Annotated in this window: 10 protein-coding genes; 9 read left to right on the top strand and 1 reads right to left on the bottom strand. The window is 72.2% G+C overall.

What is annotated here, in order from left to right; genetic code table 11:
• Positions 1-35: 35 nt before the first annotated feature.
• From ACGFQ9_RS14230 to ACGFQ9_RS14255, 6 genes are all read left to right on the top strand, one after another.
• Entirely contained in the window at positions 36-296 is a 261-nt protein-coding gene (locus ACGFQ9_RS14230; RefSeq protein WP_393574043.1) for an acyl carrier protein, read from the top strand.
• Positions 293-3,061, top strand: a complete 2,769-nt coding sequence (locus ACGFQ9_RS14235; RefSeq protein WP_393574044.1) for an aminotransferase class III-fold pyridoxal phosphate-dependent enzyme — start codon at positions 293-295, stop codon at positions 3,059-3,061. The genes ACGFQ9_RS14230 and ACGFQ9_RS14235 overlap by 4 nt, the downstream gene beginning before the upstream one ends.
• Positions 3,058-4,755: a fatty acyl-AMP ligase gene (locus ACGFQ9_RS14240; RefSeq protein ID WP_393574045.1), complete on the top strand. Its 1,698-nt coding sequence runs from the start codon at positions 3,058-3,060 to the stop codon at positions 4,753-4,755. Before ACGFQ9_RS14235 ends, ACGFQ9_RS14240 begins: the two co-directional genes overlap by 4 nt.
• A gap of 135 nt (positions 4,756-4,890) precedes the next feature.
• Entirely contained in the window at positions 4,891-5,970 is a 1,080-nt protein-coding gene (locus ACGFQ9_RS14245) for a monodechloroaminopyrrolnitrin synthase PrnB family protein (RefSeq protein ID WP_393574046.1), read from the top strand.
• The gene (locus ACGFQ9_RS14250; protein ID WP_393574047.1) at positions 5,967-7,238 is read left to right on the top strand and encodes an FAD-dependent monooxygenase; all 1,272 of its coding nucleotides are present in this window, start codon (positions 5,967-5,969) and stop codon (positions 7,236-7,238) included. The genes ACGFQ9_RS14245 and ACGFQ9_RS14250 overlap by 4 nt, the downstream gene beginning before the upstream one ends.
• Entirely contained in the window at positions 7,235-8,083 is an 849-nt protein-coding gene (locus ACGFQ9_RS14255; RefSeq protein WP_393574048.1) for an SAM-dependent methyltransferase, read from the top strand. Before ACGFQ9_RS14250 ends, ACGFQ9_RS14255 begins: the two co-directional genes overlap by 4 nt.
• 119 nt (positions 8,084-8,202) lie before the next feature.
• On the opposite strand, the gene ACGFQ9_RS14260 is transcribed toward ACGFQ9_RS14255, so the two are convergent.
• A complete protein-coding gene (locus ACGFQ9_RS14260; RefSeq protein WP_393574049.1) occupies positions 8,203-8,901 on the bottom strand; it encodes a TetR/AcrR family transcriptional regulator in 699 nt (232 codons plus the stop codon).
• Positions 8,902-9,138: 237 nt separating this feature from the next.
• Between ACGFQ9_RS14260 and ACGFQ9_RS14265 the strand changes: the two genes are divergently transcribed.
• The 3 genes from ACGFQ9_RS14265 to ACGFQ9_RS14275 all read left to right on the top strand — a co-directional run bounded on the left by ACGFQ9_RS14265 (position 9,139) and on the right by ACGFQ9_RS14275 (position 13,080).
• Positions 9,139-10,533: an MFS transporter gene (locus tag ACGFQ9_RS14265; protein WP_393574050.1), complete on the top strand. Its 1,395-nt coding sequence runs from the start codon at positions 9,139-9,141 to the stop codon at positions 10,531-10,533.
• 236 nt (positions 10,534-10,769) lie between these two features.
• The gene (locus tag ACGFQ9_RS14270; protein ID WP_393574051.1) at positions 10,770-11,600 is read left to right on the top strand and encodes a diiron oxygenase; all 831 of its coding nucleotides are present in this window, start codon (positions 10,770-10,772) and stop codon (positions 11,598-11,600) included.
• Positions 11,601-11,640: 40 nt separating this feature from the next.
• On the top strand, positions 11,641-13,080 hold the full coding sequence (locus tag ACGFQ9_RS14275) for a cation:proton antiporter (RefSeq protein ID WP_393574052.1): 1,440 nt from the start codon (positions 11,641-11,643) through the stop codon (positions 13,078-13,080).
• The last annotated feature ends 5 nt before the right edge of the window (positions 13,081-13,085 follow it).

The following is a 13,085-nucleotide window of genomic DNA, read 5'->3' on the forward strand; positions in this document are numbered from 1 at the left end:
CCGAAGGAAAGGCGTCCGAACGGGGAAGGAAGGCAATGAGCCACGACATTCTCGCGGTCGTCGACGAACTGTTCCGTCGAGAACTGCAGGTACCCGACATCAACCACGACGTCCCACTGGTGGACTACGGCCTGGACTCCATCCGCTCGATCAACCTGATCGTCGAAATGGAGTCCCGGTTCGACGTGCACATCTCGGACGAGCAGGCGGCCTCCATGCAGACCCTGCGCGAGGTCGTGGACCAGGTCACCGCGTCGCTGGCGGTCACGGTCGGGCACGGGGACGGTGACGCGTGAACGCCCGAGCCGATTTCGCACGGTACGCCCGGCCGGAGTTCGCCCGGCTCTTCCGCGCGCTGCACCTGGACGTGACCTACACGGCCGGCCAGGGCGACCACCTCACCCTGGCAACGCCGGACGGAGCCGGGGGAGCCCACGGAGCAGACAGCACCGACAGCACCGACAGCACCGACGGCAGCGACCGGGTCCTCGACCTCGTCGGCGGCGCGGGGTCCTCGCTGTTCGGCCACAACCACCCGGCCCTGCTGGCCGTCGCCCGCAGCTGCTTCGACGAACGGACCCCGTTCCACGCCCAGGCCAGCATCCGCCCCGGAGCGGCCGAGCTGGCGGAACGGCTGTCCGCGATGGTCGGCGCCACCACCGGATCGAGCTACGTGGTCACCCTCGGCAGCACCGGAGCCGACGCGGTGGAGGCCGCGGTCAAGCACGCGACGGTCGAGCACCGCCGGCGGCTCGGCGCCCTGCAGGAGGAGTGCGAGGTGTCCCTGCGGCGGATCCGCCGCGACGGTCTGGCCGCAGTCCCCTGCGCGACCGGGCCGGCCGAAGGACGTCCCTGCGCGGAGGTACTGACCGAGACCCTCGACCGGATCGCCGGGATGCGGCGGGCGGAGCCGGTCTTCGCCTCCCTGCGGAACGCCTTCCACGGCAAGACGGCCGGCGCCGCCACCCTGACGCACGGCGGCAACGTACCCGCGGACCTGCACGTACCGGGCCCGCGGCACCTGCGCCTGCACGACTGGACGCCCGAGGCGGTGGCCACCGCGTTCGACGCCGAATGCGTGGCGGTGCACACCCTCCGGGTCGACGCCGCCGGGGTGCCGCACTCCGAGGTCCTCCGGCTGTCCCCGCTCGCCGCCTGCTTCGCCGAACCCGTCCAGGGCGAGGCCGGGGTGCACGAGGTCCCGGCCGCGACCCTCGCCGCCCTGCGCGAGCTCGCCGACCGGCACGGCGCGGCGCTGGTCTTCGACGAGATCCAGTGCGGCATGGGACGCACCGGCACGTTCCTCGCCTCCGAGACCTCCGGTGTGACCGCCGACTACTACCTGTTCTCGAAGTCCCTCGGGGGCGGCCTCGCCAAGGTCTCCGCGATGCTGGTCGCCGCCGACCGGTACGTACCGGACTTCGGCCGCCACCACACGTCCACCTTCGCCGACGACGACTTCTCGTCGAGGATCGCGACGGCCGCCCTGGACCTCTCCGTGACCTACCGCGACCGCATCACCGAGACCGGCACGCTGCTGCGCGACCGGCTGACGGAGGTCGCCGCACGGTGGCCGGACGCCGTCGTCGAGGTACGCGGCCGCGGGCTCCTCCTGGGCATCGAGTTCGCCCTGCCGAACCCCGGATCGGCCCTGCTGCAGGGGGTCTTCGACTCCGAGTCGCTCGGCTTCGTCATTGCCGGCCGGCTGCTGCACGCGCACCGGATCCGGGTCATGCCCACGCTGTCCGCCCCCACCACCGTCCGCGTCCAGCCCTCGGCGCTGCTGGAGCCGGCCGACGTGGACCGGGTCGCCGCCGCCTTCGACGAGGTCGCCGGCCTGCTGTCCCGCGGCGACTACGCCACCCTGCTGGAGCACCTGACCGTACCGCCGGCCGGCGAGTGGCAGCCGCGGCAGCACGTCCCGGTGCCCCGCCGCGACCGGGCGGCTCAGCACGGCGGCAAGCGCTCCGGCGTACGGCGCGTCGCCTTCCTCGCCAACCTGGACGTCCCCGGGAAGCTGTCGTCCATGGCGCCGGAACTCTCGGCGTGGACGGAGGAGCAGTGCGAGGCGGCGCTCGACCGGATGTGGGGCGAACTCGACCCGTACGAGGTCGCCCGCCACCGCATCACCTCCGCGGCCGGGGGAGAGGTCGAGGTCATCCTGGTCGCGGCGCCGTTCACCGCCGCCCAGGCCAATGCCGCACTCCGGGCCGGGCAGCGGGCCTGGCTGAGCCGCACCGTGCTCGACGCGGTGGAACTGGGCGTCTCGCTCGGCGCCGAGGTCATCGGGCTCGGGGGCCACACCTCGATCGTCACCAACGCCGCACGGGACGTGGTGGAGTGCGACGTCCGGGTCACCTCGGGCAACTCGCTGACCGCCGCCTGCGCCTACGACCTGCTGCTCCAGCAGCTGGCCGGCTCCGGTCCGGGCGAACGCCGCGTCGGCGTCGTCGGCGGCATCGGCAACATCGGCGCGGTCATGGCCGAACTCGTCGCCCCGCACTGCGAATCACTGGTCCTGGTAGGCCGGCCCGGTTCGGCCCGCCGGCTCGCCACCGTCGCCGACCGCTTCTCCCACCTGACGGACGTCGAGGTGGCCGAGGACATGGCCGCGCTGCGCGACTGCCCGATCGTGGTCAGCGCCACCAACTCGGCCGACCCGGTGATCCTCCCGAACCACCTCTCCGGTGACCGCAAGGTCCTCGTCTGCGACCTCGCGGTCCCCGGCGACGTGCACCCGGCGGTGGCCGGGCTGCCCGGCGTGGACCTGGTCTCCGGCGGCCGCATCCGGCTCCCGGGCGGACAGACCCCCCGCTTCCCCGGCATCACGCTGCCACCGGGAATCGTCTACTCCTGCCTGGCCGAGACGATCCTGCTCGGCCTCGAACCCGGGACGCCCAGCCCCTCGTACGGCGGTCTCTCCTCGGCGGGCGTGCTCGCCGCCAGGGACCTGGCCGTCCGGCACGGCCTGCATCCCGCCCGCATCGTCTCCGACGATGTCTCGGTACAACCGTGGATCGTCGATCAGCTCACCGGCGCTATCGAGGAGAACATCGGATGACCGCACTTCGCCCGCGTTTCCCCAGCATCCTGCACGCGTTGGCGGCAGAGGCAGAACGAGGCTCCGACGCGTCCGGGGTGACCCTGGTACCGGAGCCAGGCAGGGAGGAGACGCTCCGCTACGACGAACTCCTGCAGGCCGCCCGGCGGTGCGCGGCCCACCTTGCCGAACACGGTGTCGGCCACGGCGACCGGGTGCTGCTCTGCCTGCCCACCGGCTCGCAGTTCATCGTCTCCTTCTTCGGGGCCCAACTGCTGGGGGCCGTGCCGACGGCGCTCTCGCTCCCCATGAGCCTCGGCGGTGCCGCCGGGTTCGAGGGCCAGGTGAAGGACCTCGTGGGATACCTGCGGCCCGCGGCCGTCATCACCACGTCGAAGGTGATCGAAGCCATCCCCCACCTCGGCGACACCCACCTGCTCCACGGCGCCGGGCTCCTCGCCCGCGCCATGACGGCCGACGCGCCGCTGCACCCCGTCCGGCTGCCGGACGGTGACGACCTGGCACTCATCCAGTGCACCTCCGGGTCCACCGGCACGCCCAAGGGCGTCATGATCTCGCACGCCAACCTGGCCGCCAACTGCGAGCAGTCGGCGAGCGCCATCGACTGGTCGCGCGCCGACACCGTGGTCAGCTGGGCGCCGCTCTACCACGACATGGGCCTGATCACGGGCCTGCTGTGCCCGGTCTTCGTCGGGTCGCGCACGGTGCTCATGCCGACCACGCGCTTCCTGCGGGCGCCGGGGGAGTGGCTGCGGCTGGTCAGCGCGCACCGCGGTGCCATCGCGGCCGCGCCCAACTTCGCGTACGGCTACGCCGCCGGCCGGGTGCGCGACGAGGAACTCGAGGGCGTGGACCTTTCGTCCTGGCGGGTGGCGGTCTGCGGCGCGGAACCCGTCCAGCCGGCCACGGTGCGGCGTTTCGTCGAGCGCTTCACGAAGTGGGGGCTGCCCGAGAACGCGTTCACCCCCTGCTACGGCATGGCCGAGGCCACCGTGGCCATCACCAACACCGGGGTGGAGGCGCCGCTGGTGTACGACTGCATCGACCGGCAGGCGGCCGCCGGCGAGGGCCGGGTGGTCGACGTCGACCCGGAGAGCGCGGAGGCGCTGCAGGTGGTCGACTGCGGCCGGCCGGTCGCCGGCACGGAGGTGCGGATCGTCGACAACGACGGCAACACCCTGGGCGAGGACCGGATCGGCCACATCCAGTTCCGCGGCCCCTCGCGCACGGCCGGCTACTTCAACCTTCCGGAGGCCACCGCCGCGTCGGTGGACGCACCGGACTGGTGGAAGACCGGAGACGTCGGCTACCTTCGGGACGGCGGCTTGCGGATCACCAGCCGGGCCAAGGACCTGGTCATCATCCGCGGCGCCAACTACTTCCCGTCGGACTTCGAGCAGGCCGCGGAGACCGTGCCCGGGGTGCGCCTGGGCAATGTGATCGCGGTCGGGTACCGGGACGACCGGAGCGATTCGGAGGAACTGCACCTGGTCGTCGAGACGGAGCTGGAGAGAGAGCGGCACGAGGAGCTGCGCCGGGCCGTCGGCACCGCCGTCAGCTCCCGGACCGGTGTCCGGGCCGCGGCGGTCCACCTGGTGCCCAAGCACAGCATCCCCAAGACGACCAGTGGGAAGCTGCAGCGGTCGAAAGCGCGGGAGATGTTTGTCGAAGGATGGCTGCCCTCCGGGGCCTGATCCGGCCGGGGGCGGGGGCGGGGGCGGGGGCCGGGGCGGGTCGGCGCACACGGCGCCGGACGCCCCGGCCCCCGTCGCGCAGACGCGCGTCCTCCGGCACGGGACTGTCGATCTTCACCGGAAGAGTGGATCCACATGCAAGCTGACATCGATGTGACGTCCGAGGAACGCAACGAGGTGGTCAGAGGGCTCGACCCGCTGAGGCTGGACGAGGACCTCCGGGCGCTGGCGAAGATGAACGAGGCCGGGGACGTGGCCGCGTTAACGCGGGTGCTCGGCGAGGCGCTCCCGTGCGAGGACAGGGTCTCCGCCTTCACGGTGCCGGAGTGCCTCGCCGCCATGCGCGACCTCGGGATGTACCTGGGCAGCCTCAAACGGCACGGGGTCTGCGCCTTCGAGGTCGTCCCCGGAGCCACCCGGTCCTTCCAGCTGCTGGGCCTGCGTACGCGGATGATCCCGCGGGACACGGTCTACCACTACACGTGCTGGAACCCGGTGGGCGACCGTGAACGGCTGTACAGCGGACAGCAGATGGAGCGCAGCCTCATCGACGCCGTACGGCGGTGCGTTCCGCATCTGGGCCGCGCCGTCGCCGTGGGCTGTTCCCTGCAGGACGAGGATCCGGGCAGTCCCGCCCACGCCGAGATGCTGGCCCGTCTGGCGGCGCACGTGACGGCGGCCGACCGGGCCATGGGCGAGGTGATGGCGACGGTCACCCCCGAGTTCTTCGCCCTCGAACTCAGGCCGTTCTTCGAGGACGTGGACATCGCCGGCCGGACGTACATGGGCCCGGCCGCGGCGCACATCCCGCTCTTCCTCATCGACCTCCTGCTGTGGGCGTCGGACCGCGGCAGCCCGGAGTACCTGGACTTCTGCCGCGAGGTCGCCCTGCACACCCTGCCCGACTGGCAGAAACGTTACGTCGACTGGGTGCGGATGCCGTCCCTCACCTCCCGGATCGCCAAGGCGCTCTGCGACCCGTGCACGGCGTCCGGGTCGGAGGCGGTCCAGGCCGGCGCCAGGGGGCTGCGGCAGGCCCTCCGGTCGCTCACCGCCTTCCGCGGGAAACACCTGGTGATGGCGCGCCGCGCCTATCACGAGGAGGTCCGGCTCTACGAACTGGGCAGTGGCGGGGGAAGCGTGGGCCTCCTGGAGGAGATCCTCACCCTCACCCGGGAGAACGGCGCCGTGATCGGCTCCGCCCTCACGTCATGAGGATCGCGATCGCCGGGGCCGGGATAGGCGGCCTGGCCGCCGCGCTCAGTCTTCACGCGGCAGGGTTCGACGACGTCACCGTCCACGAGGCCGATCCCCGTGTCCGTTCGCTCGGCTTCGGACTGAACATCCTGCCCAACGCCGTGCGCGAGCTCGCCGAACTCGGCCTGCTGGACGCGCTGGACCGGCGGGCCGTACGCACCCGGGAACTGGCCATGTACAACCCGCACGGGAACCTCGTCTGGCGGGAGGACCGCGGACTGCGGGCGGGCTACCGCTGGCCGCAGCTCTCGATCTCGCGCTCCCACCTCGTCCTGGTCATGGCGGAGGAGGTGCGCCGCCGCCTGGGTGACGGTGCCCTCGTCACCGATGCCCGGCTCGTCGGCCTCGGCGGTTCCGCCGGTACCGGCGGGACCTCCGCGACCTTCACAGACCGGGCGGGCTCGCCGCGCACCGTCCGGGCGGACCTGCTGATCGGCGCGGACGGCATTCACTCGGCCGTGCGGGCCGCCCTCCATCCCGGTGAGGGCCCGCCCCCGGCGAACGGCATGACCATCCTCCGGGGAACCGCCTGGGGAGACCCGTTCCTGACGGGAAGCTCGATGGCCGTCCTGGGGGACGACCGGCGGCGGCTCGTCCTGTACCCGATCGAAACGGACAGGAGCACCGGCCGGACCCTGATCAACTGGGTGGCCGCCCTCCCGGACGCGGACACGGACACGGACACGGACGCGGACGGAACGGACGGGCGGACGCCGGTGCTGCGGCACTTCGGCGGCTGGTCGCCCCCCGGAGTGGACCTGGCCCGCCTCCTCCGGGACACCCCGGAGGTGCACCGCCACCCGATGGCCGACAGGGACCCCCTCCCGCGATGGACGTCCGGCCACGTGACGCTGCTGGGCGACGCCGCCCACGCCATGTACCCCGCCGGATCCAACGGGGCCACCCAGTCCGTCATCGACGCGCGCGTGCTCGCCGCGCACCTCGCCCGGCACTCCGAGCCCGGCGCGGCCCTGCGGGCGTACGAGGAGGAACGCCGGCCCCAGATGACGGAACTCCAGCGGAGCAACCGCTCCCTGGGCCCGGAGCGGGTCATCACCCTGGCCCATCACCGGGCCCCCGGCGGCTTCGCCGACGTACGGGAGGTCTTCGGCGAGGAGGAACTCGCCGAGATCTCCCGCGGCTATGCCGAGACCGGGAAATTCGACCAGGAATGGGTCAACTCGAGGCCCTCACTGTCCGTCCGCCGACGTGGAGCAGAGAAGTGACAGACACAGACCGGCAGGACACGGCGTCCGAGGCCGTCAAGGAAACCGGCTTCATCACCGCGGTGATCAGGGCCATCGAGAACGACCGTCCCGACCCCTACCTGGTGGACCGTCATGCGGAGCTGCTGAGCACGCCGAGGTCGCGGGCGATGGCGGACGAGGCGCTGGCCGCCGGTGGCACGGTCGGATCGGTGATCGTACGGGGCCGGTTCGGCGACATCGCCCTGGCCCGGAGCGTCGCCGACGGGATCACCCAGGTGGTCTGCCTCGCGGCGGGCGGCGACACCCGTGCCTGGCGCCTCGGCCTCCCTGCCCGCACCACGTTCTTCGAGGTCGACCTGCCGGGCCAACTCGCAGCCAAGGAAGCGCTGCTGGATCCTGTACGCGACCGGCCGTCATGCCGGCGCATCGGCCTGAGCGCCGACCTGCGCCACGACACCTGGCCCGGAGAGCTGCACTCCGCCGGCCACGATCCGCACGCACCCACGGTCTGGATCGTCGAAGGCCTGCTCCCGTACCTCCGGCTCGACCACTTCACCCAACTGATCGCGCGCATCCGGGAGATGTCCGCCTCCGGCTCGGTCCTGCTCGTCGACGCCCCGCACGCCGACTACTTCACCGACCCGGCGAACGAGAGCTTCCTGGCCTTCATGGAGTCCCGCGGGTCCGCCTTCCGGCTGGGCCTGGACGACTTCGGCGGCTTCCTGCGCCGACACGGCTGGCAGGCGGAGGCGTACACCCTGCACGCCCTCGCCGAAGGCGCCTGCCCCTGGCTCCCCACCCCGCCGGCCCGCTTGTGCCCGCCTCGCGACCACCACTGGCTGGCCCGTGCCCGTCTCGGCTGACGGGGGCGTGGAAGTGCGGTGCGGCGGGCCCGGGTTCCGGGTCCGCGGCTCGCCCGGTACGGCCGGTGCCGGCGGTGCGGCGCCGGGACGGTTCGGCCGTGCTGGGTCAGCCGCGCCGGTCACCCGGCCTGTGGCTGTGGCGTCACCGAGGTGGACTGGGCCAGGAGTCCGTCCGTGAAGGCGCGGAGTCCGAGGGTGAAGGTGTCCTGCGTGGCCAGCTTGATCCACTGCTCGCTGAGCGCTGCCAGACGCGGCAGTTGGGACGTGTCGCCGAGGTGCGCGAAGTCCGCGGCGGTGGGCAGCTCGTCGACCGCCTGCGCACGGGCGGAGTGCGCGCGGACGAGGATCTCGCCGACCGTGTAGTACCAGATGCTGCGGAAGACGTACACGGACTGTTCCGGGGTGCAGCCGTGCTCGACGGCTCCGGACAGGATGGCTTCGACCAGCCACAGGGCCGAGTCGCCGAGCCGGGCGATGAAGCCGTCGGTGGTGAGGACCTCCGCGGCCCACGGCCACGCCGCGAGCGAGTCGTGGATCGCCGCGGCGGCCGTGATGATGCGCTCGCGCGGCTCGGGCGGCAGCTCGGGCTGCGGGATCTGCTCGGCGTACTCGCGGATCAGCAGCAGGAGCAGGTCCTCCTTGTCGCGGACGTGGTGGTAGAGGGTCGTCGCCCCGATGCCGATCTCGGCCGCCAGCCGGCGGATGGTCAGTTTGTCCCACCCGTCTCGGTCGATGAGCCGGCGTGCCGCGGTCAGGATCTGCGTGCGCGATGTGACGGGGGGTCGGCCGACGCGGCCGTGGGGTGTGTTGGGAGACATCGTCCCATCATGCCCTAGCCGAACGCCGTGGCCAGTCCCTCTCCGAAGCATTTTCGAACTATCTCCGATTCCTCGTCGCTCGACAGCGGGGCGGGCGCGGTGTTAATTTCAGAACGAGTTCGGAAACTCTACTGATACGAGAGCGCAGAGGACTGGCTTGCTGTGACAAACACGGACTTAACTAGCGGATCGACCGTCACCAGCCGGGACGCCCGTCCAGGGCTCACCCTTGCCGCGGTGGCCGTCGTCCAGTTCATGGTGTCCCTCGACCTGTCGGTCGTGAACGTGGGACTGCCGGAGATCAGGACCAGCCTCGGCTTCAGCGAGGTGGGCCTGACCTGGGTGATCCATGCCTACGCCCTCACCTTCGGCGGACTGCTCCTGCTGGGCGGCAAGATCGCCGACCTGTTCGGCCACAAGCGGCTCATGATGCTCGGCCTCCCGGTGTTCGGCCTCGCCTCCCTGGTCGGCGGCTTCGCCACCGAACCCGGCCACCTGGTGGCCGCCCGCGCCGTGCAGGGTGTCGGTGCCGCGGCCCTCGCGCCGGCCGCGCTGGCCCTGCTGACCGCGACCTTCCCCTCCGGCAAGGAACGCGTGAAGGCCTTCGGCGTGTGGAGCGCGATGAACGCCGCCGGCGGTGCCTTCGGCGTCCTCATCGGCGGCCTGCTCACCGAGTACGCGGGCTGGGAATGGGTCATGTTCGTCAACGTGCCCATGGCTGCCGTCGCCCTGGCCCTGGCCTGGCGCGTCGCCCCCGACGGACCTTCCACCCGCCGCGGACGCCCCGACGTGCTCGGTGCCGTCCTCGCCACAGCGGGCATGAGCCTGCTCGTGTTCGGCGTGGTCCGCACCGACCAGCACCCGTGGACCTCCTCGCAGACCCTGACCACCCTGACCGTCGCCGTCCTGCTGCTGGGCGCGTTCGTCTACGTCGAGAAGACCACCTCCCGCGACCCGCTGATCCGGCTCGGCCTGTTCACCAACCGCTCCGTCGCCGGCGCCAACGCCTTCATCCTGTTCCTCGGCGGCGGCATGGCCTCGGCCTTCTACTTCGTCTCCCTCTACCTGCAGCGCGTACTGGGCACCGGCCCGGCCAAGTCCGGTCTGGAGTTCCTGCCGTTCGCGATCGGCGTGATCATCGGCTCCGTCCTCGCCATCAAGTTCGGCCTCAAGGTCGCCCCCCGGAACATCCTGATCGTGGGCGGCGTGCTCACCGCGGCCGGGTTCGCCTGGTTCGGCATGATCAGCGCCGACGGCTCCTTCACCGGCGACATCCTGGGCCCGTCGATCATCGCCAGCATCGGCATCGGACTCTGCCTCGCGCCGGCGGTCTCCCTCGCCACCGCGGGTGTCGAGCCCCACGAGTCGGGCGCGGCGTCCGGCCTGCTCAACAGCACGCGCCAGATCGGCGCCGCACTGGGACTGGCCGCCCTCGGCACCGCCGCGAACGAACGCACCGGAGACCGTGTCACGCTCGAAGCCCTCAACGACGGGTACGCGCTCGCCATGACGATCGGTGCCGTGATCGTGCTGGGTGCCGTGCTCATCGCCCTCGCCGTCCTGCCCCGCACCGCCGCACCGGAGGCCGTGGCGGAACCGGACGCCCGTGGCGCGGTCCCCGGCCGGGACTAGGCGCGGTGCGGGAGCGGATGGGGGCCGGTGGTGACGGCGTCCCGGAGGACGCGGGAAGACCGGCCCCGGCGAGCCCCACGGCCCGGTCCCCACCAGGCCGGCACCCGAGCCGAACAGGGGCAGGCGCCACCGGGCTCCCGGCGGTCGCGGAGCGAACCCAGGTTCGCGGCAACCGGCCGCCGGGAACTCCGGGAAGGCAGACCTCCCGAACGCTCCGCGCGGAAGGGCGAACGAAGATGACGGTACGTGAGATGTCCGACCGGCCCGGAACCATCGAGCCCGGCCGTCCGTGGATGAGCGAGATCCTGACCACGCCGGCCGGCACCCCGATGTGGGACGAGCTGACCCGCACCCAGCAGATCGCCCTGACCAAGTACGAGGCGATCAGCCTCTTCAGCCTCGGCGTCCACAACGGCCGTGCCTCGGTGGGCGTGGCGGTGGCGCGCGTCCACGAGCGCCCGTACGCGGCGGTCTCGGAACTCCTGCACCGCTTCATCGGTGAGGAGAACGAACACATGCGCCTCCTCGCACGGTTCTGCCTGCGCCACGGCGGAAAGCTCTATCCGGCCCCGCCGGCGCTGAGGGCCGACCACCTGAACCGGCTCTCGCCGGCGGCCCGCGAACTGACCGCCTTCGCACACGTCCTGATCCTCCGGGAGATCGTCGACCACCACAGCGGGTACATGGCGGCCGACCCGTCGCTGCCGCCCGTCGTCCGCGAGATCCACCGGGTGTACCACCGCGACCAGAGCCGGCACATCGCCTTCGGGCGCATGGTCCTCGGAAACCTGCTCGGCCAGGTGGCCCGACGGGACCGGGCCGAGCTGCCGGTGATCGCGGAGCACCTCGAAGCCCACCTGCAGCACTGCATCGGCACCCTCTACAACCCGGCCGCCTACCGCGACGCGGGCATCCCGGACGCGCCCGCGCTGCGGCGGCGCGCCATGGACCACCCCGCCCGGACCGAGGTGCACGACCAGATGCTGCACCGGACACGGACGTTCCTCGCCACGGCGGGCGTGGGCCGGGACCAGGCCGGTGCGGCACGCCGGGTGAGAACGTGGTGACCGGGTCCCCCCTGTTCCACGGGCCGAGGAGGAGAGCGTCGTGGCCGAGGATCTGACACTGGCGTCCACGGAGCGCCGGCGACCGCCGACCGGCACCGGCACCGGCACCGGCTCCCGCCCCCGGTACGTCTACCTGCTCCTCGCCCTGGTCCCGGCGGCCCTGGTGCTCGCCGTGCTCCGGTTCGGCGCCGAGATCGCCGGCCTGGACGGGGGGTCGGGCGGGGCGTCGGGCGGCGCCGCCGGCAAGGCGCCGGCAGCCTCCGGCACCTTCGCCGCCCTGCTGCTCGCCCTGCCCGTGATCCTGCTCGTCTGCCACCTGACCGCCGGCCTCTTCCGCAGGATGGGCCAGCCCGCCGTCATCGGCGAGATCGTCGCCGGCGTCCTCCTCGGCCCCTCGCTGCTGGGACTGCTGTGGCCGAGCGGACACGACCTGCTGTTCCCCGCCGAACTGTCCGGGCCGGTCGGCATCCTCGCCCAACTCGGCCTGGTCTGCTTCATGTTCGTCGTCGGCTACGAGCTCGACATCGGCGAGGTGCGCGGCCGCGGGCAGGCCGTCCTGGCCATCAGCCACGTCGGCGTGGCCGTACCGCTGCTCGCCGGAGCACTCCTGGCCCTGGGCATGTACGGGTCCTACGCCCCGGACGGCCTCGGCTTCACGCCCTTCGGCCTGTTCATCGCCGTCGCCATGAGCATCACCGCCTTCCCGGTCCTGGCACGCATCATCGCCGAACGGCGCCCCGGTGAACTCCGCGTCGGAGGCATCGCGCTCTCCTGCGCCGCCGTGGGCGACGTCACCGCCTGGTGCCTGCTCGCCGTGGTCGTCGCCACCGCCGCGGGCTCCTCCCCGGCCGGCGTGGTGTGGATCCTCGTCCTCACCGCCCTGTTCTGCGCGCTGCTGCACTTCGCCGTACGTCCCCTGCTGAGGCGCATGCTGAACGGGACCCGGCAGGCGCGCGGCACCTCCGTGCTCCCGGTGCTCTTCTCGGCCATCCTGCTCTGCGCCCTGGCCACCGAGGAGATCGGCATCCACGCGATCTTCGGCCCCTTCCTGCTCGGGGCGGTCACCCCCCGCGGCTCGGCCCCCCTGGAGTGGGCCCTCGGCCGGCTGCGGTCGGTGACCGAGACACTGCTGCTGCCCCTGTTCTTCGTCTTCTCCGGGATGCGCACCTCGGTGGGACTGCTCGACGGCCGGCAGGCATGGCTCTGGTGCCTGGCCATCGTGGTGGTGGCGACGGCCGCGAAATGGGGCAGCACCACCCTCGCCGCCCGGGGCTGCGGCATGGGCCGGGAGGACTCCATGGCCCTGGGCGCCCTGATGAACTGCCGTGGACTGACCGAGCTGGTCGTGCTCAACGTCGGCCTGGACCTCGGGGTCATCACCCCCACGGTGTTCACGATGTTCGTCATCATGGCCCTGGTGTCCACCGTGCTCACCGCCCCCGCGCTCACCCTGGTCAGGCGCCGGTACGCGGGAACCTGAGCGGC

It is taken from the genome of Streptomyces sp. NPDC048603 (assembly GCF_043199475.1).
GTDB lineage: Bacteria > Actinomycetota > Actinomycetes > Streptomycetales > Streptomycetaceae > Streptomyces.